The sequence below is a fragment of the Ruegeria sp. N7 genome (genome assembly GCF_056531345.1).
The window spans coordinates 38,734-65,634 of the sequence record NZ_JBQFLR010000017.1 but is presented as its reverse complement, the minus strand read 5'-3'; the positions used below and the strand labels follow the sequence as shown (position 1 = coordinate 65,634).

Annotated in this window: 22 protein-coding genes; 8 read left to right on the top strand and 14 right to left on the bottom strand. The window is 58.8% G+C overall.

The annotated features are described in order from the left end of the window. The first annotated feature begins 294 nt into the window (after window positions 1-294). A complete protein-coding gene (locus tag ACR0ES_RS16525) occupies window positions 295-1,302 on the top strand; it encodes a replication initiator protein A (protein WP_209507478.1) in 1,008 nt (335 codons plus the stop codon). 4 nt (window positions 1,303-1,306) lie between these two features. Here the strand turns inward: ACR0ES_RS16525 and ACR0ES_RS16520 are convergent, their stop codons facing one another. From ACR0ES_RS16520 to ACR0ES_RS16510, 3 genes are all read right to left on the bottom strand, one after another. After that, on the bottom strand, window positions 1,307-1,510 hold the full coding sequence (locus ACR0ES_RS16520; protein WP_480484468.1) for a hypothetical protein: 204 nt from the start codon (window positions 1,508-1,510) through the stop codon (window positions 1,307-1,309). A gap of 380 nt (window positions 1,511-1,890) precedes the next feature. Then, window positions 1,891-3,261, bottom strand: a complete 1,371-nt coding sequence (locus tag ACR0ES_RS16515) for a nucleotide sugar dehydrogenase (protein WP_480871338.1) — start codon at window positions 3,259-3,261, stop codon at window positions 1,891-1,893. Between the two features lie 163 nt (window positions 3,262-3,424). Continuing rightward, window positions 3,425-4,495, bottom strand: coding sequence for an NAD-dependent epimerase/dehydratase family protein (locus ACR0ES_RS16510; RefSeq protein WP_480871337.1), 1,071 nt, complete (start codon window positions 4,493-4,495; stop codon window positions 3,425-3,427). A 186-nt stretch (window positions 4,496-4,681) separates the two neighbouring features. Between ACR0ES_RS16510 and ACR0ES_RS16505 the strand changes: the two genes are divergently transcribed. Genes ACR0ES_RS16505 through ACR0ES_RS16495 form a run of 3 tightly spaced genes read left to right on the top strand, consistent with a single transcriptional unit; the run spans window position 4,682 to window position 7,978 of the window. After that, window positions 4,682-5,653, top strand: a complete 972-nt coding sequence (locus tag ACR0ES_RS16505; protein ID WP_480871336.1) for an NAD-dependent epimerase/dehydratase family protein — start codon at window positions 4,682-4,684, stop codon at window positions 5,651-5,653. Between the two features lie 13 nt (window positions 5,654-5,666). After that, window positions 5,667-6,446 (top strand): class I SAM-dependent methyltransferase, encoded by a 780-nt coding sequence (locus ACR0ES_RS16500; RefSeq protein WP_480871335.1) that lies wholly within the window; start codon window positions 5,667-5,669, stop codon window positions 6,444-6,446. Beyond that, window positions 6,443-7,978, top strand: a complete 1,536-nt coding sequence (locus ACR0ES_RS16495; protein WP_480871334.1) for a hypothetical protein — start codon at window positions 6,443-6,445, stop codon at window positions 7,976-7,978. The genes ACR0ES_RS16500 and ACR0ES_RS16495 overlap by 4 nt, the downstream gene beginning before the upstream one ends. Window positions 7,979-7,987: 9 nt before the next feature. On the opposite strand, the gene ACR0ES_RS16490 is transcribed toward ACR0ES_RS16495, so the two are convergent. From ACR0ES_RS16490 to ACR0ES_RS16480, 3 genes are read right to left on the bottom strand one after another with little or no spacing between them, the layout of a single operon-like run. Further along, entirely contained in the window at window positions 7,988-8,737 is a 750-nt protein-coding gene (locus ACR0ES_RS16490) for a polysaccharide deacetylase family protein (protein WP_480871333.1), read from the bottom strand. Between the two features lie 3 nt (window positions 8,738-8,740). Continuing rightward, window positions 8,741-10,180: a protoporphyrinogen/coproporphyrinogen oxidase gene (locus ACR0ES_RS16485; protein ID WP_480871332.1), complete on the bottom strand. Its 1,440-nt coding sequence runs from the start codon at window positions 10,178-10,180 to the stop codon at window positions 8,741-8,743. Between the two features lie 44 nt (window positions 10,181-10,224). Continuing rightward, window positions 10,225-11,151: a glycosyltransferase family 2 protein gene (locus ACR0ES_RS16480; protein WP_480871330.1), complete on the bottom strand. Its 927-nt coding sequence runs from the start codon at window positions 11,149-11,151 to the stop codon at window positions 10,225-10,227. A gap of 307 nt (window positions 11,152-11,458) precedes the next feature. On the opposite strand from ACR0ES_RS16480, the gene ACR0ES_RS16475 reads away from it, so the two are divergent. Together ACR0ES_RS16475 and ACR0ES_RS16470 are read left to right on the top strand one after the other, a co-directional pair. Next, window positions 11,459-12,895, top strand: coding sequence for a lipopolysaccharide biosynthesis protein (locus ACR0ES_RS16475; protein ID WP_480871329.1), 1,437 nt, complete (start codon window positions 11,459-11,461; stop codon window positions 12,893-12,895). Further along, window positions 12,896-14,164, top strand: a complete 1,269-nt coding sequence (locus tag ACR0ES_RS16470; RefSeq protein ID WP_480871328.1) for a glycosyltransferase — start codon at window positions 12,896-12,898, stop codon at window positions 14,162-14,164. A 7-nt stretch (window positions 14,165-14,171) separates the two neighbouring features. Here the strand turns inward: ACR0ES_RS16470 and ACR0ES_RS16465 are convergent, their stop codons facing one another. Together ACR0ES_RS16465 and ACR0ES_RS16460 are read right to left on the bottom strand one after the other, a co-directional pair. After that, entirely contained in the window at window positions 14,172-15,302 is a 1,131-nt protein-coding gene (locus ACR0ES_RS16465) for a glycosyltransferase family 4 protein (RefSeq protein ID WP_480871327.1), read from the bottom strand. A 47-nt stretch (window positions 15,303-15,349) separates the two neighbouring features. After that, a complete protein-coding gene (locus ACR0ES_RS16460) occupies window positions 15,350-16,855 on the bottom strand; it encodes a PepSY-associated TM helix domain-containing protein (RefSeq protein ID WP_480871326.1) in 1,506 nt (501 codons plus the stop codon). Between the two features lie 243 nt (window positions 16,856-17,098). Between ACR0ES_RS16460 and ACR0ES_RS16455 the strand changes: the two genes are divergently transcribed. Both ACR0ES_RS16455 and ACR0ES_RS16450 read left to right on the top strand, forming a co-directional pair. Further along, a complete protein-coding gene (locus ACR0ES_RS16455) occupies window positions 17,099-18,082 on the top strand; it encodes a glycosyltransferase family 2 protein (protein WP_480871325.1) in 984 nt (327 codons plus the stop codon). After that, the gene (locus ACR0ES_RS16450; RefSeq protein WP_480871324.1) at window positions 18,079-20,130 is read left to right on the top strand and encodes a glycosyltransferase family 39 protein; all 2,052 of its coding nucleotides are present in this window, start codon (window positions 18,079-18,081) and stop codon (window positions 20,128-20,130) included. Before ACR0ES_RS16455 ends, ACR0ES_RS16450 begins: the two co-directional genes overlap by 4 nt. Before the next feature lie 35 nt (window positions 20,131-20,165). Here ACR0ES_RS16450 and ACR0ES_RS16445 read toward each other — a convergent pair whose 3' ends face one another. The 6 genes from ACR0ES_RS16445 to rfbF form a co-directional block, all read right to left on the bottom strand. Beyond that, on the bottom strand, window positions 20,166-22,202 hold the full coding sequence (locus tag ACR0ES_RS16445; RefSeq protein ID WP_480871323.1) for a B12-binding domain-containing radical SAM protein: 2,037 nt from the start codon (window positions 22,200-22,202) through the stop codon (window positions 20,166-20,168). 103 nt (window positions 22,203-22,305) lie between these two features. After that, a complete protein-coding gene (locus ACR0ES_RS16440) occupies window positions 22,306-22,707 on the bottom strand; it encodes a GtrA family protein (RefSeq protein ID WP_394389142.1) in 402 nt (133 codons plus the stop codon). Beyond that, the gene (locus tag ACR0ES_RS16435; RefSeq protein WP_480871322.1) at window positions 22,704-23,582 is read right to left on the bottom strand and encodes an NAD-dependent epimerase/dehydratase family protein; all 879 of its coding nucleotides are present in this window, start codon (window positions 23,580-23,582) and stop codon (window positions 22,704-22,706) included. Before ACR0ES_RS16435 ends, ACR0ES_RS16440 begins: the two co-directional genes overlap by 4 nt. Beyond that, window positions 23,582-24,814 carry a methyltransferase domain-containing protein gene (locus ACR0ES_RS16430; protein ID WP_480871321.1) on the bottom strand — a complete coding sequence of 411 codons (1,233 nt, stop codon included), beginning with the start codon at window positions 24,812-24,814 and terminating at the stop codon, window positions 23,582-23,584. The genes ACR0ES_RS16435 and ACR0ES_RS16430 overlap by 1 nt, the downstream gene beginning before the upstream one ends. Further along, the gene (gene rfbG, locus ACR0ES_RS16425) at window positions 24,811-25,890 is read right to left on the bottom strand and encodes a CDP-glucose 4,6-dehydratase (protein WP_480871320.1); all 1,080 of its coding nucleotides are present in this window, start codon (window positions 25,888-25,890) and stop codon (window positions 24,811-24,813) included. The genes ACR0ES_RS16430 and rfbG overlap by 4 nt, the downstream gene beginning before the upstream one ends. Then, the gene (gene rfbF / locus ACR0ES_RS16420) at window positions 25,887-26,660 is read right to left on the bottom strand and encodes a glucose-1-phosphate cytidylyltransferase (protein WP_480871319.1); all 774 of its coding nucleotides are present in this window, start codon (window positions 26,658-26,660) and stop codon (window positions 25,887-25,889) included. The genes rfbG and rfbF overlap by 4 nt, the downstream gene beginning before the upstream one ends. Window positions 26,661-26,901 lie beyond the last annotated feature (241 nt).

Genomic DNA, 26,901 nt, shown 5'->3' with positions numbered 1-26,901 from the left:
TATCGATTGAAACACTGGTTTTGAGTGTCCGGCAAAAAAATATCCAGTTAGAATCCTGTTATCTTATTAGTTACGGAGAAATCCTGATGCTTTTAAGTATAAGAAAAAAAAGAGGTTTTTGTATTCTTGAGCATTCATAGTGAATCTGATCCCACGTTCAAGCGACTCTGATCCCACGTTGGAGTGACTCTGATCCCACGTTTCGGCGGCTTTACGCTTCCTGTGGATAACTCTACGGTAGGCGTCAATAAAACCACGAACAAAGATTCGGGCAGGACATATGGGCAGGGCAGTATGAGCGGGTCAGGGGCGTTGTTGCCCGACCGGCACCCAACGGGTGATTTTTTTGTATGCGATATCTTCGATGCGCTGCCCAAGACAGATATGGGCTCGATGGAGCATCCGATGTTTTCGCTCTCGACCCGGCCGGATCGCCGGATCCTCAATTACGAGCATAACGGGGTCGAGATCACGGTGACGCCCTCGGTGCGGGGGCTGGCGACGATCCACGACAAGGACATCCTGATCTTTTGCATCAGCCAGTTGATGGCAGCGATCAATGCGGGCCGGACGGTCAGCCGGGTGTTGCATCTGAAGGCGCATGATCTGCTGGTGGCCACCAATCGCGAAACCAGCGGCGATGGCTACAAGCGTCTGCGCGAAGCGTTCGAGCGGCTGGCAGGCACCCGGATCACCACCAACATTGTCACCGGCGAGAAGGAAACCACCACCGGGTTCGGCCTGATCGAAAGCTGGGAAATCGTCCGCCACACCCGGGCGGGCCGGATGGTCAGCGTCAGTGTGAAACTGTCGGACTGGCTGTTTCGCGCGGTTCTGGCGAAATCCGTGCTGACCCTCAGCCGCGACTACTTTCGCCTGCGCAAACCGCTCGAGCGGCGCATCTATGAGCTGGCGCGCAAACATTGCGGTCGTCAGCCCGAGTGGCGGATTTCGGTCGAGGTGCTGTTGAAGAAATCGGGCTCGGCCTCGCCCCGGCGGGTGTTCCGCAAAATGATCCGCGACATGATCGCAGCCGATCACCTGCCCGATTATGAGATGATCGAAGAGCCCGGCGACCTGATCCGCTTTTCGCGCCGTGGCCAGGTGGTCGAGGGACCGGACAAACCGATCCTGCCGTCACAGGCGCTGGAGGAAGCCAGGGCAATGGCACCGGGCCGGGATGTCTATGCGTTGGAGGCGGACTGGCTGGCCTATTGGGCCGCATCGGGCCGCCCACAGATCAGAAACCCGCAGCGGGCGTTTCTGGGCTATGTGGCCAAGAGGGTCGCCGGGCGGGATTAGGCGCTTAGCTGGAATAGGCGGGGTTTTGTTTCTGCACGCGTGTCTTCACGGCTTTGACAGCACCGATGACGATGAGAGCGGCAATGATGAACAGCCAGCCGAAGAGGACATAGCTGCCCAGAGCCATAAGGATGGACGCACCGGAGAACAAAGCAAACCCGCCGGCGCACAAGCCGACAAGAATGGCTATTCCGATAACTCCGATCATGTTCTCCAAGTCCTCCGGCTATGGTCTTGGTCTGGCCAGCCCTCAAGTGGTTGCAGTTCAGCCATTGGGCAGATGCCCATAATGATTTCGCGGTGAAATCATGGCAAAACTTTGAACTACAGAGGGTTAAAATTTGGTTATTTTTACCGGGAGGAGCTTTGCTCCACTACTCGTGCCACACCGCTTTATAATTTATTGAGACATGGGAGTGTCTGAGAGGATAGTTTCTCAAAACTTTTGCGACAGCAATATGGAACGCCCGCACCCCTGAAAATGTGCAAAGGTTCGCCTATGGCACCGCTCTGTCAATCCGCGGTTGCTTGGATGGAATGCCAGATGAGCGTGCGTTTCGGTCACCGAATGTCAGGGGGCTGAGGGGGTCACATCTTGACCAGCCGTCCGTCTGCCACCCTGATCCCCGCTTTTTCAAAAACATTGCGCGTATCAAAAACCAGTGTCGCCTCGCGCGCGACCAGACCGTAATCCGGGGCGCTGTGATCGGTGATCACGGCCACCGCCGCATAGCGTTTCAGGTTGTCCGCCGTCAGCGGCTGGGAGGTTCGGCCTGCAAGTTGCGGATATTCGCCGCCTTCGGGCAGGCGGGGGAAATAGGGGTCGTGATAGTCGACCTCGGCCCCCAGTTTTTCCAATTCGTCCAGCAGCACCAGCGCGGGGCTGCGGCGGGTATCCTCGACATCGCGCTTATAGGCGATGCCCATCAGCAGGATGCGCTGTCCGGTCAGGGGCTGCCCGGTCTCGGCGATGGCCGAGCCGTTACGCGCCGCCAGTTCGGCCGCCATCCGTGCCGCCAGCATGGATGGCACGGCGTCATTGCTGGTACGGGCCAGATTGATCAGCGGCGTATCAGATCCTGCATCCGCGGCGCGCCAGGCCAGATAGGCCGGAGACACCGGGATGCAGGCCCCACCAATTCCGGGACCGGGATAGAAGGGCATGAAGCCAAACGGTTTGGTGGCCGCGGCCTCGATCACTTCCCAGACATCCACGTCCATTGCTTCAAGCGCGGTCTTCAACTCGTTGACCAGCGCAATATTGACGGTGCGAAAGCTGTTTTCGACCAGCTTCACCGCTTCGGCTGTGGCGGCCGAGCTGACCGGAACGGCGCTGGTGACGATAGCGCGGTAGAAATCTTCGACCAGTTGCCGCGACAGCGGATCGTCGGCGCCCACCACCTTCGGGATGCTGTGCGTGTCGAACTTGTCATTGCCCGGGTCTTCGCGCTCGGGCGAAAATGCCAGGAAGAAATCACTACCCGCGCGCAGACCGCCCGCCTCAAGGATAGGCTGAACCAGTGTGGTGGTGGCGCCGGGCCAGACGCTGCTTTCCAGCACCACCATCTGACCGGGGCGCAGATGCTGCGCGATAGTTTCGGCGGCGGCGGCGACAAAGCGCATGTCCGGGTCTTGTGCATCGGTCAGCGGTGTCGGCACGCAGATCAGGATGATATCGGCCTCGGCCAGTGCCGCGGCGTCCTGCGTTGCGCGGAACCTGCCGCTGTCTACCGCTTGTGCGATCCGGTCTGACGCCAGATACGATATGACCTGATCGCCCTGATTGATCCGTGCCACCCGGTCAGGGTTGAGATCAACGCCGGTGGTATCGAACCCCTCATCATAGGCAGTCAGCGCCAGCGGCAGCCCGACATATCCCAGCCCAACCACAGCAACCCGCGCATCGCGCGCCGCGATAAGCTGCTTGAGGGACTGTTGGTGCGAGGTTTCGTAGTTCATAATCTATCCTGATCGTACAAAGTCACACTGAATTAAAATTAGCTTAGCAGATTGGAAACCTTCTCTCTTCATCGGATAGGACAGATCGGGAACGAAGCCAACCAATTTGTCGTTCCCGGCAAAGACCCGGAATGGGTGTTTCCAAAAACAAGGCAGTCTTGAATCAGCGCACCGATTGTTTCCGCATGTGCTCGATCCATTCGTCGAAGGAAACACGGGGTGCATAGCCGATCTGATCCTGTGCATGTCGGGTTGAAACCTCTGGCTGACCGGCAAAAAGCCTGCGCCCTGCCATGTCAGGCATCACGGGCCAGGGTTTCGCCAGCCGGGCCTGAACGGATCGTGCCCAGTCCGCGGCGGCCTCGACCCGGCGGCGCCCGACAAGGCGGCGCAGATGCGCGCTGAGTTGCCCCGCCAGAGAGGGGCCTGCGGGCGCATTGCCATTGGGCGGCGGGGGCGGGTTTGCAGCCGGATCAATCCGAACCTCTCCGCATCCGGCAAGGCGGGCATAGCCTTCGAAAAACGTCTTCCATCCCAGCGTGTCCGGGCCGCTGATCAGGTATCGCTCGACCCCGGTCTGGGGCGATGAGGCCGCGCGCAGGGCGGCCTGTACCACGTCATCGACATGCACGGCCGGACACTGCCCAGGTGGGTCGGGCAGGATGATGCCACCCCTGCGCATCATGGCCAGTGGCGCATTGGTCCAGAGCGCGCTGCCGGGTCCGTAGACGATGGTTGGCTGCAAGATGGCGGCGTCGCATTTCCCCTGTAGCAGTCTCTGTTCCATCACGATTTTGGCGCCGCGATAGCTTTGCGCATCTTCCGGTGTGATCGGGTTATGTTCGGCGATTGGCCCGTTGGGCCAGCTGTCATAGACCACAGCAGAGCTCAGATGCACGATGCGTTTGCAGGACCCGTCTTCGGCGGCTGTAATGAGCGCGTCAAAAGCCGCAAGGTTTTCCGCGCCGGAGGCCCTAAAATCATAGGCCAGATGAAACAGAACCGCCCCGCCACCCAACGCCTGCGTCAGGGTTGGGCCGGGGAGCAGCGGGCAAACCAGTGTCTTTACTCCGGCCTGTTCCAGTGCGGCAGCCCCATGGCGCGTGCGCAGCAATGCGGTCACGTTACATCCCAGCTTCAGCAGGGCATCAATCAGGCGCTGGCCGATAAAGCCGGTTGCGCCGGTCACGATCACGCGCTGGCCTGCAAGGCCGTAGCCGGGGCGGGGGTCCATGTGGTTTTCGATCATCTTCGCAGGTTCAACATTCCTGATGCGTTGTGCAACAATTCAGCCCGTTTTCCGAAACTGTGCAGGTCCGGCCTGTCAGCGCACCATAGCGCTATCTACCATTTGGTGGCCACAGATCCCTATGCTAAGCCTGTGGCATTAGAGTGGATTCTGTTGGTACGAGGGTTTTTCATGCAAATATTGATCACAGGCGGGGCCGGTTTTATCGGATCACATCTGGCCGAGCGTCTGATTGGCAATGGGCATGAGGTGACGGTGCTGGATGACTTGTCCACCGGATCGCTGCAAAACCTGTCTTCTGTTCAGGATCATTCCGCCTTTCACTTTGTCGAAGGCAGCGTATTGGATACCGGTCTGGTCGAAGAACTGGTCGGGGCTGCAGACGCGGTGTTTCATCTGGCTGCCGCTGTCGGGGTGAAGCTGATCATGGACCAGCCCAGCCAGTCGATTGCAACCAATGTCGACGGTACGCAGAATGTGTTGCGGGCTGCCCTGCGCCACAAACCTCTGGTCTTCATCGCCTCCAGTTCCGAGGTTTACGGGAAGGCGTCGAAATTCCCGTTCAACGAGGATGACGATCTGACGATCGGTGCGACCAGCGTTCTGCGCTGGTCCTATGCCTGCGCCAAGACATTGGATGAGTTCATGGCGCTGTCCTATGCGCGCGAGGTTGATCTGCCGGTGGTCGTGCTGCGATTTTTCAACACGACCGGCCCGCGCCAGACCGGGCGTTATGGCATGGTTGTTCCGAACTTCATCGAAGCGGCTCTGGCGGGTCAGCCAATTCAGGTTCATGGCACCGGCGAGCAATCGCGCTGTTTCAGCCATGTGGCCGATGTGATCGAGGCGCTTATGCGTCTGCTCGATGTCCCCGAAGCCCGGGGTCAGGTTTTTAACATTGGAGGTGAGCAGGAAGTGACGATCCGGGGGCTGGCCGAAAAGGTAATTGCCGCCACGGGATCCGCGTCCGAAATTCGCCTGGTGCCCTATGAAGAGGTCTATCCGGAAGGGTTCGAAGATATGGCCCGCCGCCTGCCGGATGTCTCGAAGCTGCGGCGGTTTACCGGTTTCAGCCCGGCACGGACGCTGGATGATATCATCGCCGACATCATGGCCGAGAAACGCGCCAAAGTCTACGCATGAAGAGCCGATCACGATGACACCGGGACAAAGAGTTGAAAAGTTGGTGCGCGACACCGCGACTGTGTTGCTGCCGGAACGGCTGCGCAAATGGATCCGCAAACAGCAAAGGTTGCACAAGCTGCAATCGACCCCCGTGGGGGCGGTGGATTTTGGCGGGTTGCGGCGGCTGTCGCCAATCAGTGCCGTTTTCGGGCAGGATCGCGACCTGCTCACCATTGAACGCTATTACATGGAAGAGTTTCTGCAAAACCACAGCGACGACATTCGTGGCCGGGTCCTGGAATTCGGTGATCCGGCCTATACGAAGAAATTTGGCGGTGACCGGGTCATGCAGGCGGATGTGCTGAGCTATGTAGAAGGTAACCCTCAGGCGACCATCGTGGCAGATATCACCGACGCGCCGCATATTCCTGACAACAGCTTTGACTGCATCATCATCACGCAGACCTTGCAGATGATTTTTGAGGTCGACAAGGCGATTGCCACGCTGGAGCGTATTCTGAAACCGGGCGGCGTGGTGCTGTGTACATCGCATGGTATGACCCGGGTGGCGCGCCGTGAAGGTGTGGATGACTGGGGTGAATACTGGCATTTCACCAGCCAATCCAAGCGCCGCCTGTTCCGGGCGGTCTTCCCGGTAGAGAATGTCGAGGTGTCGACCGTTGGTAACGTCTTTACCTGCATCTGCAACCTGCACGGCCTTGGGGCCGGGGAAATCGCCCCTGAAGAACTGTCCACCCATGATCCCAACTATGAAATGCTGGTTCTGGTCCGGGCAGTAAAGGCGAAGTGAGCGATCTTGTCATAGGGTCCGGGCCCGCCGGGGTTTCCGTCGCCCGGGCCTTGCTGGCGCGAGGGCGAAACGTCACGATGCTGGATGCCGGGGTGGAACCAGGGCCCGGGGTCACGGATCGGGTGCAGCAGATGTCCCGAACACGCGCCGAAGACTGGAGCGCCGAAGCACGCGCAGCCTGGATGGAGCCTCAGTTTCAGGCCCCGGAGGGGGAGGTGTGGCGCTATGGATCCGGTTATGCACTGGCCTCACCGGCCCGCACACTGGCTGACGGGGCGGATTGGTTTGCCTTGCGTGCTTCGCGGGCGGCGGGCGGGCTGTCCAATGTCTGGGGAGCTGCAGTCTTGCCATATCGGCAGGCGGATATCGATGATTGGCCCATAACTGCCGACGACCTTGCCCCACATTACAAAGCGGTTACGGAAGTAATGCCTGTGTCCGGGCAGAAGGACAGGTTGCAGCATCTCTTTCCCGCCTGTGACATGACAGGCCGAACACCCATTCCACCAACCGCGCAAGCCGAGATGCTGCTGGCCCGTTCTGAGCGTCAGGCGAAGGTATTGCAGGGGGTGGGGATGCATGTTGGACTGGCGCGTCAGGCAGTTGGCCCGGGATGCCAGACCTGTGGACTGTGCCTGCACGGATGCCCGTGGTCACTGATCTGGTCCGCGGGACAGACCCGCACGGCGTTGCAGACAGAGCCAGGGTTTACCTACCGTGCGGATCACGTGGTGCGGCAGATACGCGAGGAAGGCGACGAGGTTGTCGTTACCCTGGCAGATGGTAGCAACGTCCGTGGAAGCCGGGTGTTTCTGGCTGCCGGAGTGCTTGAGAGCGCCCGGATTCTGCTGACCTCACCCGGATTTCAGAGCAAGGAACTGACCCTGAAGGACAGCCAGCAGGCCTTTCTGCCCATGCTGCATCGCTGGCGTGCGCCCCGACGACCCGATGTTTTGCCTTATCAGACGCTGCCGCAGCTTTTTGCGGAACTGGACGACCCGGTCGTATCGCAGCGGCTGGTTCATGCTCAGATCTATACCTGGAACGAGTACTACGCCCGCGATCTGAAACAGAACTATGGCCGTCGGATACCCGGCAGTGGGCCGCTGCTTGAGGCCATGGCCCGTCGTCTGATCGTGGCCCAGGTTTTCCTACATTCCGATCATTCGCATAAGGTCGCTTTGCGCCTGGCAAAGGATGGCCGGTTGCAACCCGAACTGAAAAAAAACCCGCACACCGAGGTGACGATGCGCGCAGCGCTTGCGCGTTATGGCCGGGCTTTGCGGTTGCTTGGCCTGATCAGCCTTTCTTTTGCGGCACGGTTCGGGGCGCCAGGAGCCAGTTTCCATGTCGGGGGTGATCTGCCGATGTCAGATAGTCCAGGTCTTGGGGAAAGCGATGTTCTGGGGCGACCGCATGGCGCGACGCGTACTCATGTGGTTGATGCCTCTGTCCTGCCAACCATCCCGGCAACAACAATTACCTTCAGTGTGATGGCAAACGCCCATCGGATCGGAACGCTTGCGCCCTGAGACCGATATTCAGTTAAGGGGCAGCACCTTGCTCAACCCACTCCGCACGCTGCGCATCATTTTGCGGGCCGCCAAATAGGACCCGCCGCGCCCGGCAAGATGCGCCTTCCAGCGGGCGATGTTGTTGAAATAGAACATCTCGAGCCGGGGCAGGTCGTGCATATCATCCTCCGCTTTGGCCACGCCCAGCCTTGTGCCGACCGAGGTGTCGTAATGCTGCGCGATCTGTCTGAGAACGCCAGAGTTCGACGCGCCATAAGGTGGTGCGAAATGCCGGGTGGGCTGGCCAAGCCGGGCTGCAATGTCCTGACCGGATCCACTGACTTCCTCTTCCAGCATGAGCGCATCCAGCGTGGTGAGATCGGGATGAGTGACACTATGCGCGCCAAAACAGACTCCTTCAGCTGCCAGCGCCTCGACCCTGTCCCAGCTCATCAGCGGGCGGGCAGGGATATTGCCTCCGGCCCAACTGTCGCTGCCGCCCATCAGGCCCGAGGGCAAATAGACGATCGGGCAGAAGCCGTGATCGCGCAGGATCGGCCAAGCGGTATCGGCGAAATCCTGGAACCCGTCATCGAAGCTGATGATGACCACACGGGGGGCAGGCGGGTTGGCCAGCGCGTTCGGCGTCACCACCGGCAGGCCGGACGCCGCCAGCGCCTGCATCTGTGCCGCAAAGACGTCGGGCGCAATCGAGGTCGGCCCCGGCGCATCCGAGATCGAATGATACATCAGGATATCGGCCTGCCAGGCGGGCATGGGTCAGTCTTCCACCACATGGGTGGCAAAGACCTCGCGATATTTGTTCCATTTCGCGCGGTCGACATGGCCCTTGTCGTCGATGCAATCCGCCGCACCGTAAGCCATGGCAAAGGCGTGATGGGTATTATCGTGGGCAAACAGGCCCTGCCGTCCGAATACGAGCAATCCGTCCAGATCTGAGAGCCACTGATCCACCGTATCGAACCGCTCTTCATAGCCCATATCGTAAACCGGATAGGCGTGGCTCAGCCGCCGGGTTTCACAGCGGCGCACCGGAACCGTGACTGGCAGACCCAGCTGCCCCAGCCATTTGGTGAATTCCTGCCCCAGCTCCTCGTCGGACATGGACCACCATTTCTCATCCGGGTCGCAAGGCAGTTCGGCGCACAGCACGGTGACGCCCTTTGGCGTGCCGCTGGCGTTATAGTTCTTTGGCTCTGACATCCGGCTGATCGGGATCGACAGTTCCGGGAAGTAATGTGCATCGAACTCGGTGAACTGGTCTGTCTCCAGCACCAGGTACAGCAGGATCATGCCGCGGAATCGGATCGCACGGGCGGCTTCGACCACCTCGGGCGGGGGCGCGCCGATCAGGCGGGTCAGCCCGGTCAGCGGGATGGTCGACAGGATCAGATCGCCGGTCAGGCGCCGTTCGTCCTCGTCCTCGCGGATCGTCAGGCCGGTGATGCGGGTGCCGTCCCGCTCAATGGCAGTGATTTCGGTGTTGAACAGGAAAGTTGCCCCGTTGCTTTCCGCGCTGTCCCGCATCGCGTCCGAGATTTGCCCGAACCCCTTGCGCGGATAAAAGAACCGCCCGGCGGTTTCACTGCGCAGCCCCGGCAGCAGGCGCAGCATCTTCATCAGGATCTTGCCGACCGATCCGCTGCCGACCCGGCGCTCGGCCAGTTTCACGGCCAGCTTGTCCGGGTCCAGCCCCCACAGTTTGCGTACGTAGGGGAAATAGAAATTGTCCGAAATCGTCGGCCCCAGCCCGTCATAAAGCACGGTCGAGAATGTCTCGGGCCCGGTGCTTTTCTTGCGGAACGGCTTCAGCACCATGTCTCCGATCAGTGACAGGGCAAAAGGCTTGGGCAGGCGCATCAGCGCGTCAGTCAGTTTCAGCGGGAAGTGGATCCATTTCCCACCCAGCCGGATGCGCCCGTGGCGCGGGCGCAGCAGCAGATCGTCCCCCAGCAGGGCTTTCACATCGGCCAGAACCTCGGGCTCTGCCGCCGGGTGAAACCGGTGCGAGCCATAATCGCAGATCACGCCCTCAATCGGGAAGGAAGCTGAATTGCCGCCCGCGATAGCGGCGCGTTCGATTACCGTTACGCGGGCCTGCCCGGTTAACGCATGGGCCGCGGCCAGCCCGGCCGGTCCGGCACCCAGTATGATGATATGGGGCTTGTCGTCGCCGTTGGGTCGGGAAACATCCGTCACGTGTGCATTCCTTTACTGCTTCGGAAAGTTTGTGCCATGCCCAATCAGGGTCTGAGATGCAGCCGTGAGATCATGTCGGCGATCAACCCCAGGGACCAGATCATGATCGCGGCAAGGAATGCAAACACCGTGGTTCCGCTGAGGTTCAGATAGGTGAGGTCGATAAGGAACTTCACTGTCCCTAGGGCAAAAAACACCAACCCCAGAGGAATGAACACCCGAAGCGGGTTGAACAATGTGCTGATGCGCAGGATCAGGATGATGAAGTTAATGAAGTCAACCGGACGGATTTTCGATTTTCCCACCCGTTTGCCGTATTCGATGGGCGTATAGATCATCCGCTTGCCATTCGAGGTCATGCACAGCGTGATCGTGGTGGTGAACGAAAAGTTCTGCGGCAAAAGCGGCAGGAACGGGATCAGCTCGGATTTGCGGAACACACGCAGGCCCGAGTTCAGATCGTTGATCTTGCGCTCAGCCAGGAACGACGCAAAGGCGAACAGGAATTTCTTGGCCGGCCTGCGCAGCAGCGGCACGTTTTTCATCGCCGCCCCCCGGTCCCCCACCACCATGTCCTGATCGCGGCACATGGCCAGCATGCTTGGCAGATAGCGCGCAGGGTATGTGCTGTCGGCATCCAGAATGGCCACATATTCATGCTGCGCCATCCGCACCCCGCGCTTGAGGCTGGCCCCATAGCCGGAATTGACGTCGTTGAAGGTAACGGTGGCACCGCTGGCCTCGGCTTCGGCGCGGGTATTGTCCTGGCTTGCGTCATCCACCACGATAATTTCGTAAGGGATATTCAGCGGCTCAAGATGGGCGCGTACGTCCTCGACAGTATGGCGGACGGCGTTTTCCTCGTTATAGGCGGGGATGACCACGCTCAGGCTCATGCCGGCGGTTTCCGATGCGATCAGCTCTTCAGATGTGGTGCTGTTCGTCACCATCGGCTCTGCGACTTTGTTCATGAAAATGAAAACCTTTTATTCACTTAATAGTCCCAGCCCCAGCCCCCGCTGCAAGATTTGCGTGGCGCATGGAACGTAACGGGCATAATTCCCTGTATTGCGTATAGTATTCGAACACGTACAGACTGAACATAGACAATAAATTTGACCAAATTCGACCGTTAAGGCGTCAAGTTTGTAATTACGTATACTGCACGCAGCAGGTGCAAGTGTTTGAGGCATGTGTCGCCTGGAACATGGCGGGGTGCGGGCAGCAGGAAGGAAACGGATGTCAGGGCGGCAGAGTTTCAGCAGCGGAGTTGCCTGGATGTCGGCTGGTATCTGGGTCGAACAGGCGTTCAACTTCATCATTTTTGCCATTCTTGCCCGTATTTTAGGGGTCGAAGCCTTTGGCCTGCTGGCGATGGTTGCGGCCTTTGTGCTGTTTTCCGAATTTCTGGTCCGCGAAACGATTTCCGACATTCTGCTGACCCGTGATGCGCTGTCACCAGAGCGGTTGAATTCGGTTTTCTGGTTGCTGGCGCTGCTCGGGGGGGGGTTGACAATTGCGCTTTATCTGGGGGCAGGGCTGGTCTCGAAATTCTACAATGAGCCGATTGCGGGCGAATTGTTGATAGGATTGTCCCCAACAGTGCTGATGATTTCGCTGACGGCAGTGCCTGTGGCGATCCTGCGCCGGGAAATGAAGTTCCGTGTTCTGGCCATCCGCGCAGCACTTGGCGCGGCGGTCGGAGGGGTTGTGGGAATTGGCATGGCGCTGACCGGGTACGGGGTCTGGAGCCTGGTCGGTCAGCGGCTGGCGATGACAGCGACCAATATCGTGATGGCCTGGGGCGCGGTATCCTGGCGTCCGGCTTTTCACGCGTCGCGGGATCACATGCGCAGGATTTTGCATTTCAGCCACCGGATTCTGGGCCTGCGCGCGGCGGAACTGGCGGCGGTGCAATCCCCCGCGGTGATCATCGGCGCGATGCTGGGGCCGGTTCCGGCGGGGTATTACGCAATCGCCTGGCGCGTGATCGAGACCGCCTCGTTCCTGATTATCACACCGCTGCGCACCGTGGCGCAGCCTGCCTTTGGTGCGGCGGCGCGCGATGGTGGTCAGGTGACGGATTTGCTGATCGACGTCATGCGCCTGACCGGGTTTCTGGCCTTTCCGGCCTTTGCCGGGTTGGCGGTTCTGTCGGAACCGGCGCTGGTGCTGCTGTTCGGTCAGAAATGGGCTCCGGCGGCTCCGGTCCTGAGCCTGATGTCAGTGTTCGGCATGTATCTTTGTGCCGAAAAGGTGCAGCAGACCTTTTGTCTGGCGGCCGGTCAGGTCGGGCGTCTCGCGATCCTGTCCTGGGTCGAGGTGGCGCTGGCGGCGGCAGCGATTGTAGTGCTGGCCCCTTATGGCTTATCGGTTGTCACAGCTGGTTTCGTGGCGGTCTTTCTGCTGATCTGGCCGCTCAAATTCGCCAATCTGGGCCATATTGCAAAGCTGCCCGGCCCGGCTTTGATGCTGCAGCATCTCGCACCGTTTCTGCTATCTGCAGGAATGGCTCTCGCAGTGTTTGGAATTGTGCGGCAACTGGACGGGATGTTCCCGGCGCTGCTTCTACTTGTTGGCACAGTGGTGGGCATCCTGACTTATGGCTTTCTGGCTTTTCTGTTCCAGCATGACAGATTGCGCTTGCTGGCTTCGATGTTGAGACCGCAAGGAGGGCATCTGCCCGCAGCCGATGCCCAAGGGGCTGAGAGATAGATGAAATCGTTACGCATTCTGATGTTCACCACGTTTTACCCGCCATACTCCTTCGGCGGCGATGCTATTGGTATTCAGCGCATGGCCCGGGCGCTGGTGGCGCGGGGGCATGACGTGACGGTGGTGCATGACGAAGACAGCTATCTGATCCTTGGCGGAAAACCACAGCCCGAAGGTGCCCCTGATGGTGTCCGGCGGATCGGGTTGCGCAGCCGCAATGGTATGATGTCGAACCTGCTGACCCAGCAGCTTGGCCGCCCGATTGTCCATGCCGCCCGCATCCGCGAGATACTGGCCGAGCGGAAACCGGATATCATCTGGCACAACAACACCTCGCTGATCGGTGGGCCCGGCCTGTTGCCGATGGGCGAGGGGTTGAAGATCTATGAGGCGCATGAGCACTGGCTGGTCTGCCCCACCCACGTCCTGTGGCGGCACGGGCGCGAGTTGTGCGATGACCGCCAGTGCCTGCGCTGCGTGCTGAACTACAAACGCCCACCGCAGCTGTGGCGCTATACCGGTGTGCTGGACCGGGCATTGGATCACATGGACCTGATCATCGCCAAAAGCGAATTCAGCCGGGCCAAACATCGCGAGTTCGGCCTGCGGCAGGAGATGCAGGTGCTGCCCTATTTCCTGCCCGATCTGGACCAGGACGCTTTGCCGGAACCCGCCGCGCATGACCGTCCCTATTTCCTGTTTGTCGGACGGCTGGAAAAAATCAAAGGGTTGCAGGATGTGTTCCCGGCCTTTGATCGTTACCCGGATGCCGATCTGCTGATCCTCGGTGATGGCGATTACGCGGATGAGTTGAAGGCACAAGCCGCAGGCAATGACCGGATCAAATTCCTGGGCCGCAAGGCACCTGACGAGTTGAACGCCTATTACCGCGGCGCGCTGGGGCTGATCGTACCGTCGGTCTGTTATGAGACCTTCGGCATCATCCTGATTGAAAGCTTCCGGCTGGGCACGCCGGTGATCGCCCGGCGACTGGGTCCGTTCCCCGAGATCGTGGAGCAGGCAGGGGGCGGGGAACTGTTCGAAACCGAAGATGACCTGATCGCAGCCATGCGCCGTTTTCAGGACGGAGGTGTCGCGCGGGATCAGATGGCGGCAGCGGCGCGGCAGGGGTTTGAGGCGCTCTGGCGCGAAGATCAGGTATTGGGCCGGTTTGGCGCGGCTTTTGCGCAGGCCGCGCATCGTGCAGGGCGGGCCGATCTGACCCTTGCCTTGGAAGCTGGTGCTTTTGAGAACGGCGCGGCGGACTGACCGGGGGTTATCCCCGCCCGGCCAGTTGCCGATACAGCTTTTCAAACCCGCTATGCACATGGGCTGGCGAAAACCTGTCTTCTGCACCGCGCGCCGTGGCATTGGTGCTTAGCCGGTCATATTCGGCGCGGTCGGTGCAAAGATCGCGCAGCGCCTGAGACAGGGCATCAAGATCATCGACCGCACACAGGCGCCCGACATCGCCATCCACCAATTCACGCACACCGCCGCAATCGGTGGCGATCACCGGCAGCCCGGCGCGGAACGCCTCGACAATTGAAATCGGCAGGGCCTCCCACCGTGAGGTCAGCATATAAAGATCAGAGGCCGCGAGATAGGTGGCGACATCCGAGATCACCCCAGGGAAGCGGATGATGTCGGATACTCCGGCCTCATCGGCCCAGGCTTCGACTTGACCGCGCAGCACACCCTCGCCCCCGACAACGATCCGCAGGCCGGGCAGATCCTGCCGCACACGCCGGGTCACTTCGACCATTGCATCAAGGCCCTTTTGATGATCCAGCCGGGATAGCGAAAGAACCAGATGTGTCCCGCCTTCACCTAGCAAGTCCTGTCGCAGGGCTTTTGCTGTGGCAGAGTCGGCTGGTGGGTTGGGTTGGACGCCCAAAAGCATCACCCGCGCCTTGTCGGGATCGACGTGGCGTTCCAGCAGAGATTGCATAACCGTTTCGCTGGGGCAGATCGTCAGGTCCGCCTGTTTCCGACAGGCACGCGCCACGCTGTCAATCCGCCCCGGAGAAGACCCGTGATAGGTCATCACAATGGGGATCCCCATCCCCAGGCTGGCTAGACGGGCTGTCAGAAGCGGGGCAGTTTCATGTGCATGGATGATATCGACCTTATGTGCTTTGAGCGCGTGCCGCAGGGTCCGGGCTGAAAGAGCCAGCCAATAAAGCCGGGTTGCAAGACTAAGCTGACCGTTTGCAGCATGATCGCTGACACGGTCGAACCGTAAGGGCAAAAACAGGCTGCCATCATTGTGTGCGCTGGTTTTGCCCGGTGCTCCGGCCTTTATTACCCTGTGTCCGCGTGCCATCAGTGAGGCACTGAGGTCATTGATGTGGCGTTGAATGCCGCCACCAAAGGAGAAGAATGAACAGGTTTGCAGAATGCACATTCTGCGGGGATGCGTCTCCTTGTTGATCAAAAGTGGTGGAGCTTCGCTTACCACAGAGGTTGCCCTAGTCGGAATGTAACGGTTTTTGTGTCTGCATCCGTTTTTTGTAGGTGGGCAATAATGGTGTTTTCCGTGTTTGAGGGTAGTAGTTGGAAAGGTGCTATGACAGTCTCGCCCATCTGCGTGATCTCAAGTGATTGCACCTCTTTCCCATTGATTTCAATGGAGACGGTGTTGACATCGGGATCACTTATCCGCAGTTCGACATCAAGGAGTATGTCACGTCTGAGTGGTGCATGCATAAACATCCAGACCACCGAGGGTGGGGCATCGACAGCAAACGCACTGGTTTTGGCATGAGAACCAGGGCCGAAGCGGGTAACAGCGACCGCCAAAACACCCAGTACGAGTAGTAAATACACCCACCGGGTCCATCCCATACCACACCAGATACGTCTGAGCGGCCCATATTGCGTAGCTTCAGGGGCAAGTCGACCTGCAAAAATCAAAGCACCGGTGACAGCAAGGCCAGTCGCGATCAGCCCGAGTATGACCCACAGCGCCATCGAAAACGCCTCACCCCAGGTGCCAAAATGCAGCATGTCCATAAGAGGTTTCCAGTAGGCGAGCCCGCTAATCTCATCTGGGGTGTAAGCGCCCAGAACCTCGAGCGTCACCGGATCAATAGATACGTTACTCGGTCCAAAAAAGCCCGAATGCCCTGCGGCATGTCCGGTGAACCCGAACGACCCAGTTGGTTTATCAGGCAGGAACATGATGAAGGGCTCGAACCCGGGTAAGGCGTCACGGGCGCGGGCTTCGGCCTGGTTGATAAGGTCGGCGTCGAAATTTGTCGGCAGGATGGTTTCACGCGGCACTGGTGGCTTGGGCTGTGGTCGGGTGCTTTCAAACCCCAGACTGCCCAGCAGAAAATAGAAACTGGTCACAGCGGTCAAAATCAGCAGGGGTGCTGACCAGAGAGCGGTCAGCCGGTGTGTGCTGCCCGCCCATGCGCGCAACCCGCCCGCACGGCTGGGCCAGCGGAAAAACCCTTTCCAGAAACGCCGATAGGTGATGAGGCCGCTGATGATCTGAAACAGCAGGATCACAGATGTGGCACTGACCAGCATGAAAACAATCCGCTTCTCGGTCAGGAAGGTATCATGCAAGCCTCGCAGGATATCTCGAAATCCATTGGGTCGCGTTTCTCCGACGACGGCACCGGTTACGGGGTCTGTCCAGAAACTGACATTTTCTCCCCAGCCCGTGCGACCAAATGTGCGATCCGCAAACCAAGGCGTTGGACGCTTGATCATCAAGAAGATGCCACTCTCGGGATGGGCCGCTTTGATGCCATCATAGATCATGCCAAAGCTGGCCGTGCGCTCTTCCTTGTCGATCGTGTTCCAGATGCCCGGACGACCGATTGATTCAAGTTCGAACCCGGCGACCAGCAGTGTGCCGGTCAGAAACATGAATGCGAAGAAAAGCGACAGATGCAGCCCCAGCCAGGTGTGGAGTTTGAAAAGTGAATTGCGGATTTTGCGGTTCATCTGAATGTTTATCTGTCTACAATATCTGGGAACACTAAGCCGAGTAACCGTGCTGGAAACAATGGCAAGATACTCTTGCCGCAGAAGAGGGGCGAATTGGGCTTTTGATGTTGCGATGAGCACACGTTATTTCATGGTATTCCCGCAGGTTAGATGTTGTGCGAATCCCGAACTTCGCGGGATGATATAATTATACCCGGGTATTGTTGGGGTAAGCGGTGCTGTTTGATGTTAAATAGAGCTATGAAAACAATTTCCATTGTCTCGCCATGCTTCAATGAAGAAGACAACGTGGCGAATTGTTATGAAACCGTAAAGTCGATTTTCGACAAGGAACTGCCGGGCTACAGGCGCGAGCATATTTTCATCGACAATGCCTCCACGGACCGGACCGTGGATATCCTGCGCGAGATCGCCGCAAAGGATTCGGACGTGAAAGTGGTGGTCAATGCCCGCAATTTCGGGGTGTTCCGGTCAACCTTCAACGGGTTGCGCTATGCCACTGGTGACGGGGTTGTTGTCATGCTGCCTGTTGACCTGCAGGACCCGCCTGAGCTGATCCCGGAGTTCGTCGAGTTGTGGGAAAGCGGCTATGACGTGGTGGCCGGTGCCCGCAGTACCCGAGAGGAAGGGTTCGTGATGCGCAACGCACGCGGCCTTTTCTATCGGATCGTCAATGGTCTGTCGGATGTCTGGCTGGAACCATCGGTCGGAGAGTTTCAACTGATTGACCGCAAAGTGCTTGAGGCAGTGCTGGCCCACAATGACCACTACCCTTATATCCGTGGCATCATTGCCAGCTGCGGCTTCCGCCGGATCATCAAACCTTATGTCTGGCAGGCGCGGAAAAGCGGCTTGACCAAGCACAGCTTGATGGCGCTGACCGATCAGGCGCTGAATGCTATTTTTTCTTTCACGCGTGCCCCGATGCGGTTCTGCACGATCAGCGGACTGGTGATTGCGGCCGGCTGTATTCTGTTTTCGCTCATTTCCGCGGTTCTGTTTTTCTTTAATCCCGATCAGGCACCACGCGGGACGACAACCATCATCGTATCCCTGTTTTTCCTGTCAGGTATCCAGATGCTGTTTATTGGAATGTTGGGGGAATACATCACCTCGATCCACAATCAGGTACGCGGCGGCCCCATCGTGACCGAGCAGGAGCGCATCAATATTGAAGGTCCTGCGCGGGACCCGGCACTGACTAGAGACGAGCATCTGGCATGATTGCCGGTTTGAGCCGCGGCAAATGGTGCGGCCTTGCGCTTGTGATGGCGCTCTGCGCCAGCCCGGCCTGGGCTGTTGACGCACCGATTACCAATGCAACTCTGCCCGAGCTGCGCATATGGTTTGGGTGCATGGTGGTGGCCTCGGTGTTTTTTCTGGGCTTCTTCTGGCTGCGTGGTCAGGTTCTGTTTGGCATTCTGAGCGCAATAGCTCTCTTGGGTGGCGCAGCCCGGCTGTGGCTGACGCAACCGCTTTGGTTTCCACGCCTTGAGATTTCTGCGGACCCGCCTGAGAACCTGATCATGCTGGCGATACTGGCGATGCAGGCGGCGGTGATCGGCGTTGTTCTCATACGGCCCTCAGGGCGCGCAGCCATCGGCGGTCTTTTCGCCAAAGCGGGGATATTTCGCCTGTTTCTGCTGATGGTTCTGGTCGCGATTTTCAGCCTGTCGGCAACTCCTTATATCGCCTATGGCTATCATGTGGCCTATGGCTTGCAGATCGGTGTTGGCGGTATGTTGTCACTGGTTCAACTGGCCATGCTATTGGCCATGTTTGTTGTCGTCGGGCCTGATCACATGCCGCGTATCCCGGCGGCTGGTTTGGCGGTGTTTGCGACTTTGGTCAGCGCCATACTGGCTTGGACGGCGTTCGATCAGGTGCCCCATGTCGAGGATGAGCTGGCCTATCTTTTTCAGGCGCGGACCTTTGCGGCTGGCACGCTCTGGGCTCCGGCCCCGCCCGAAGCGGCACACCCCGCACTGGAATATTATCTTCTCGAAATACATGAGGGCAAATGGATCAGTGTTCCGGCACAGGGCTGGGCCATCGTTTTGAGCCTTGGGGTGCTGGTCGGGGCGCCATGGGTGATCAATCCGATCCTGACCGGGATATCAGTTTGGCTAGCTCATGACATTGTCCGCCGGGCTGTCAGCCGGGAACGCGCGGATATGGTCGCGTTGCTTATGGCAACCTCACCCTGGGTGCTGGCTGTCGGGGCCACGCTGATGAACCACGCGCTTATGCTGGTGACGATCTTACTGGCCTGGTGGTGTTTGATCCGGGCCGGAGAGGGGTCTGCCCGCCGGGCGGTATTCCTGGCATTTGCCGCCGGGTTGGCCTTGGGATGGGGATTTGTCACCCGACCGTTGGACGGGTTGATCGTGGGTGGTCTGACAGGCCTGTGGGTGCTTCGCCGACTGCCTGCCGGGATCGGGCAAGTGCTTGCCTGTGGTGTCGGGGGCATCCTGTCCGGGTCTGTCGTTTTTCTGGTCAATCAAGCGATCACGGGCGATCCGTTGTTGACCGCACAAGCCGACTATCTTAGCCGCCTGTGGCCGGATGCGCGAAATGCGTTTGGGTTTGGCGAGAATGTAGGGCCGCCCGCCCAAAGCTGGGGGGCGCTGGATATCTGGATCGGACACAGCCCCGTCGAGGCTGTGTTGAACCTGATCAACGCGATTGCCTCGCTTAACCTCGAACTTCTGGGCTGGACATTCGGATCGCTGGTTCCGTTCTGGATCGTCTTTATCTGGCACAAAAATCTGACCGGGTTTGACCGTGCGATGCTGGTGATCTTTGCGGCCCTCGTGGCTGTTCTGTTCTTCTATTGGTTTACAGGCACCTTCTACCTCGGACCGCGCTATTGGCACACGGCATTGCTGCCTATCCTGGTTTTGTCCGCGGCCGGGATCGAGGCGATCAATGACCGGTTGCCCGAGCAGTATCGCGGCCGCCTGCATTGTGTTGTTCTGCTGCTCTGCGCCATTTCGGTTGTCAGTTTCACATCCTGGCGTGGTGTTTCGAAATATGACGGATATGGCGGGTATAGCGGTGACATCAGGCGACAGGTTGAAGCCGCTGATCTGGGCAATGCGTTGATTTTTGTCTCGGCAAAAGGAGACATCGGGTCTGCGCTTTATCTCAACGATCCGTTTCTGCCACAGAACAAACCAATCTTCCTCAATGATCTGGGGCCGGATCAGAACGCGGCTATTATCGCTGCCTTCCCCGGACGCGAGGTTGTTTACCTGCGCGACGCAGACTGACACGCCCCGGGTCAGTCGGGTTTTCCCGAGCGCAATTACTCAGCAGCGTGCTGGTTTTCGGCGGCCACAAAGTTGCGTCTGAAATCATTGGCAAACATCGTGCGCGTGAACCGGCCCAACCCCGAGGCATGCTCGCCAAAGGTGTCGATCCGGGACAGCAGGGTCGTTTTCACACGAGGATCGACCTGCGTCTGGAACTCACGCGGGGTGTCAAACTGATAATCACGCAAGGAGCCTTCATACCCCGAATTTCGCCAGGCCTCGACATCGAATGACGAACTCCAGACCGGTTCATGCTCCAGACTCTGTGAAAAGGGAGCATGCAGCATCACGGCGCTGTAATAGTTGATGATCGTATCAAGCATCGCATGCGCTTCGTTATCACCTTCATCCAGCAGGTCCGAGATGGCCCGCTTCAGGAAAACAAGCGCTTCGTCCAGTACAATGAACCGGCCAATCATCGAGTATTTGCTGAGCAGATTGCCCCCCAGTTCACCGCTGATCAGGTCATCGTAATTGTCCTGCGCCCAAGCCACGCAATCGGCGCGGGTTTCAAACAGCTCAGCCTGGTTCTCTTCCAGATAACCAGCCAATGCATTGCGGAACGGCTCCGGTGCCTGATCCAGAATCTTTTGCATATGTTTGATGATTTGGAACGGTCGGATGTCCAGAGAACGCGCCAGCCGGAAGGCTTCTTCGAAATTGTTTTCATAATAGAAGATCGTCAGAAGCAGATGGAAAACACGGGTGTCCAGATAATCCTGGAACGAAAAATTCTCGGACTGGACCACCATTTCCTCGGTCTCGACCACGGTTGGGCCGTTATATTTGCCCAGGCATCGGGCAACGACCCGGTGCAGGGTTTTGAAACCAAATTCTTTGCGGCTGTCAGGATTGGCCAGTGGCGCGCCATGCAGGAGCATCAGCTGGTGTGCCGCCACCCGGCTGACACCGGTTTCGATCAGCTTGTCGACCGCATCCATAAAGGATTCCTTGGTCTCACCCGGCATGCACAGGATCAGCTCGCCATAGGATTGCATGCCCTTTGAATGAAGCTCCTGCTGCACCTCGGTATAGGTATCCAGGCTGATGTTGTCGCGTTTGATGTTCTTCAGAACTACCGGATTCAGGGACTGAACCGATGAGGTCATTGGCAACCGGCCCTTGGCCTTACGCATCACCTTGATGATCCGGTCGCCGCGGTTTTTTCCGGTGGTTGTCCGGATGTATTTGGGCCAGTCGTATTTATCCATCAGATGGCCCAGATAGTCGGCCACTTCTTCGTCCTGCACATACATGCCGAAATTATCGTCAGCAAAACACAAGGGGCTGGCATGGTTGATGCGGGCCACGATGTAATCCAGATCGGCCTTGGTACGCTCGAACGAATGGCGGAAAACTTTCGAGTTCGATTTGACCGCCGAGTTGCAGAATGCGCAGGTGAACGGACAACCGCGGGCCAGCTGCATCAGTGCAAACAGGCCGGTATCAAAGAACTTGTCCATCAGCCCGGCAAGATAGGGTGACGGGATTTCGTCCAGATCGCGGATGCGGGGCGGCTCGCTCCCGCGCAGGATCTCTCCGGTTTTCGGATGCACGTAAAGCGCGCCATCGACGGCCTCTTCCCACATGCCTTCGCGGCGGGCGCCGACATCGATGAACCGTTGCAGCGTGCTGAGGAATGCACGCTCGCCCTCATAGGTGGGGCCGCGCACATGCATGTCGATCTGTGGCATGGTCCGGATCCAGCTGTCCTGTTCTTCTTCGGTCAACGGAAAATTAGGGCCGCCCATGAGGGTCAGAACATTGGGATTGATCGCTTTCACGTAGTCGGCAAAGGACAAGGCCAGGTGGTGGTTCCAGGAATAGCTTGAGAAACCAATGATGTCGGGTACCGCCGCATCAATGGCTGCCTTCAATTCCTGAGGGTCGCGGAAGATTGCAACCTCCAACGGTGTCGGGCTTTTGGCATAGGTTTTGGCAAAAGTAGCAAGATTGCCGACACCCAGCGGATAGGTGTCCGACGTAGCGGTAACGAGGTTATGGCCGAGATCGGCAAGGTAAAGACGCATTAGTTAACTATCCTCGCGGTACAGTTCTTATGTCAAATTTTAGGCTCCACGGTCGGTTTGGACTTCGATGGCCAATGTGCCGGAATGTTATTTTTAATCATCTTCAAACACTCTGCTGCCAAGGGAAGTGACCCGTCAACACCCTGGAGATCATGATGAAGGCCAGGATGGCGGTAGGCAAAACAAGTAACCCCTGCGCGATGATCGGTTGCAGACCAGCGGACAGCAAACCCTCAAGCGAAAGGGCGTTGAACGCGTAGACGAACAGATAGGACAGCACGTAATAGGGCAAACGCCCAAAACCCTTGGTGTCGAAGACAAGCCGGGCGTGGGTCATGAAGTTCCACAAAACTCCACCAGAAAACGAAATCGCCAGTGCGGCTTGCGGTGGCAGGCCTGACAGGCTGAGGCCGGTAAACAGCGCATAGCCAAACGCCGTATTCAGTACCCCGACCAAAGCGAAGCGCATGAATGATTTCTTTCGGGGGATAAGCAGCTTTTTCATACGCGGGCCCCTTCTGTACAAAGAATGTCCGCCACCCCTGAGACGATATCATGTTGCGGGGTAAATCCGGCTTCCTTCCGCAGCCGGGTTACATCCGCTGCCAGCCGGTCGGGATCATTTGCCGCGCGGGAGATAGCCCCCAGCCGGATCAGGTCAGGGTGATGCATCTGGTTTGCGACCTCTTCAATCAACTGCCGGACCGGGACGGCGGTGCCGCTTGCTATATTGATCGCGCCGGTGACATTGGTTTCCAGCAAAAGCGCCAGCGCGCGCGCCAGATCATCGACATGCAGGAAATCCCGTTCCTGTCGTCCATCGGTGCAATCTACGGGCTCGCCTATCTTCAGATTTGAAATCAGATCGCCAAACAACCGGCCCGGCGGTTCATCCGGTCCGTAGACAAAGAAGATGCGGGCCCAGGCCAGAGACAGGCCAAGCGCATCCTGGCCTGCGCACAGCGCCAGACCGGTCGCAGCCTTTGCGGCCCCGTACAGGGTCCGGGGCCGCAAAGGTGTTGCTTCGGTCAGCTCCGGCACCGACCAGTCATATTCGGCACAGCTTCCGGCGCAGACCACACGCCGCCCGCCGATGCGCGCAAACTCCCGCACCAAGTGCAGCGTGGCGGCCATCCAGTCCAGATTGGCCGGGGAAGCCCAGCGGTCGCGTGGTCCGTCATGCCAGGCCAGATGAACCAGATGGCTGGCGCGAGCTGTTTCAAGAGCTGCTGTGGTGGCGCTGGGGTCCAGCAGGTCACAGGGGATGTCGCTTGCCGGGTTGCGGCCCAGCGTCACCACCTCATGGCCCGCCTGTGTCAGAGCCGGAACCGTCGCGCGTCCGATCAATCCGGTTGCGCCGGTCAGCAGAACCCGTGCCATCAGCTGATCCTGACTTCCGGCACGGCGGTCACGAACCGTACCTTCAGGTCGGACAGTTGCCCGATGACCTCATCCCGGATGTTCCAGGGCAGGATCAGCACGTAATCCGGCGGCGCCTCGCGCAGGGCTTCGACTCCATGCACGGGGATATGGCTGCCAGGCAGCAGCGTGTTCTGCTTGGCCGGGTTGCGGTCGACGCAGTAAGAGATCAGATCGGGGCCGATCCCGGCATAGTTCAGCAGCGTATTGCCCTTGGCAGCGGCACCGTAGGCGGCAACCGTGTCGCCCCGCGCCTTTGTTTCACGCAGGAAGGCAAGCAACCCATCGCGCAGCGCTTCGACCTGAGTGGTGAAATTCATGTAACCTTCAGGCCGGTCGAACTGTGCCGCAGTCTCATCCGCGCGGACCTTGGCCAAGCCCGGCCCTTCGGGGTGGCTGGCCCCTTCAAGGCAGGCATAAACCCGCAGCGATCCGCCGTGGGTCGGCAGCTCTTCGACGTCGAAGACGCGCAAACCCGCCTTGGCAAAGATTGTCTCGACCGCCAGCAGCGACAGATAGGAATAATGTTCGTGATAGATCGTGTCGAACTGCACGCTTTTGATCAGGTTCAGAAGGTGCGGGAATTCAACTGTATAGACCGCGTCCCCCGTCAGCAGGGTGGCGATGCCAGCAACGAAATCGTTGATGTCAGGCACATGCGCCAGCACATTGGCCGAGGCGATCAGGGCCGGGGGTTTCTCGACCGCAGCAACCTTTCGGGCCAGCGCCTCACCGAAATAATCGACCAGCGTGCGCACACCCCTTTCCTGTGCCGCCGCCGCCACATTGCCTGAAGGTTCGATCCCCAGAACCGGGATGCCTTTTTCAACGAAATACTGCAGCAGATATCCGTCATTCGAGGCGATCTCGATCACCAGATCATCCGGCCCGAGATCGAACCGGTCGACCATTTTTTCCACGTAATCCCGGCAATGGGCCAGCCAGCTGTCCGAGAAGCTGGAGAAATAGGCGTAATCGGTCGAAAAAATCTCTTCCGCCGGTACGACATCATCCACCTGAACCAACCAGCATTCGGTGCAGACGCGGGCGTGCAACGGATAGACCGGGTCCGGTTTGTCCGCTTTCGCGGGGTCGACATAGGAATTGGCCAGAGGGGACAGTCCGAGATCGACAAGCGTCATCTCAAGATCCGCGCCGCAATGGCGGCAGGTGGGATGGGTCGTGCCGGTCATACCTGTCTCATGCTCAGTGTTTCGAATTCGGCAATCTGGGCGTGGCACAGCTCGGTTGCCGGAGTGCCGCGGGCCCAGCCCGCATACCAGTTTGCCGTCAGCCTGACGGTGTCGTCAAAACTCAGGACCGGGCGCCAGCCAAGAAGTGCACGCGCCTGCGATACATCCAGCCGAAGCATCTTGGCCTCATGCGGCGCATCCGCCGGGGTGTCGATATCGATCCGGCCCTGCCCAAGCGCCTTGATGACCGCCTGGGCCACATCCAGAACCGGGCGTTCATCGTCACGTTCGGGGCCAAAATTCCATCCCGCTGCGAAGGCACCGTCCTGTTCGAGCTTCTGGGCCAGCATCATGTACCCCCTGAGAGGTTCCAGAACATGTTGCCAGGGGCGGATTGCGTCGGGATAGCGTAATACGACGCGTCCTTCATCGCTCAGACAGCCGCGCACGATATCGGGAACCAAACGGTCTTCGGCCCAGTCGCCACCGCCAATGACATTGCCCGCGCGTGCGCTGGCAATCCGGGCCGGATGTGGATCGGCGGCATCCGGTGAATAATAGCTGCGCCGCATTGCTGCGACCGCTATTTCGGTCGCACCCTTCGATGCGGAATACGGATCATGCCCGCCCATCGGGTCGGTTTCGCGATAGCCCCAGACCTGTTCGACATTCTCGTAGGCCTTGTCAGAGGTTGCCACCACCACCGCGCGCAGGCTCGGGGCTGCACGCAGTGCGTCCAAAAGCTGAACTGTGCCCAGAACATTGGTGGCGAAGGTCTCAACCGGAGTGCGATAGGAGCGCCGGACCAGGGATTGCGCCGCCAGATGAAAGACGAATTCAGGGTCGGTGTCCGCGATGATCCGGTCCAGGGCCGCACGATCATTCAGGTCGCCGGTGACCGACCTTATTTTGCGCTGATCCAGCAATGCCCAGAGATTGGGTTTCGTTTCGGGGGCAAGGGCGTATCCGGCGACTTCTGCACCAGCCTCGGCCAGCCAGGCAGCCAGCCAGGCGCCTTTGAATCCGGTATGCCCGGTTACAAGCACCCTGCGTCCGGAAAACGCGCTCGCACTCATTCCCAGATTTTCCACGGCGCATTGCCTGTGGCCCAGTGTTCTTCCAGTTCCTGGCGTTCGCGAATAGTGTCCATGGGCTGCCAGAAGCTTTTATGTTCAAAGGCCATCAGCTCGCCATCGCGCGTCAGGTTCATCAGGGGGCTGCGTTCCCAGGCGGTATCGTCGCCATCAATGTAATCGCCCACTTTGGGGGACAGCACGAAAAACCCGCCATTGATCAGCCCACCATCCCCGACGGGTTTTTCAGAGAAATTCAGGACCTGATTGCTCTGCAGCTCGAGCTGGCCGAAGCGGCGGGGCGGAGGAACTGCCGTGACGGTTGCGAGCTTGCCATGCGCCCGGTGAAAATCGATCCCGGCCCGAATGTCGATATCACCAACACCGTCGCCATAGGTCAGGCAGAACGCCTCTTCATCCTTGAGCAGATGCATGACCCGGCGAAGTCGCCCACCAGTCTGGCTGTTGTCTCCGGTGTCGATCAATGTCACGCGCCACGGTTCTGACTTGCTGTTTGCAATTTCAAGACCGCCATTGGCCAGGTCGATCGTAACGTCCGAGTTGTGCAGAAAGAAATTCGCGAAGAATTCCTTGATGACATAACCTTTGTACCCCAGGCAGACGATGAAATCCGTGACGCCATGGGCCGCGTAGATTTTCATGATATGCCAGATGATCGGCTTACCACCAATCTCGACCATGGGTTTTGGTATCTTGACGGTTTCTTCGCTGAGCCGCGTGCCTAAGCCGCCGGCCAGAATAACGCACTTCATAAAATTGCTCCCTCGTTAACAACGAGACTGGCTACCAATACACTCGTCTTAACCCGGATCTGGGCATCCGGGTTATTGCAAACATTCGCACGCATTAGGACGACAGCGCCGCCACCCTGTCAAGATTCACAAAGCCACGAGTCGTGTGGCGCTGAATTTCCTGTTGCCTTGGCGCTCAACCATACACAATGGGGAGAAAGAGACGATATTGTTGACGCGCCCTTTCGGGCCGTCGATATAG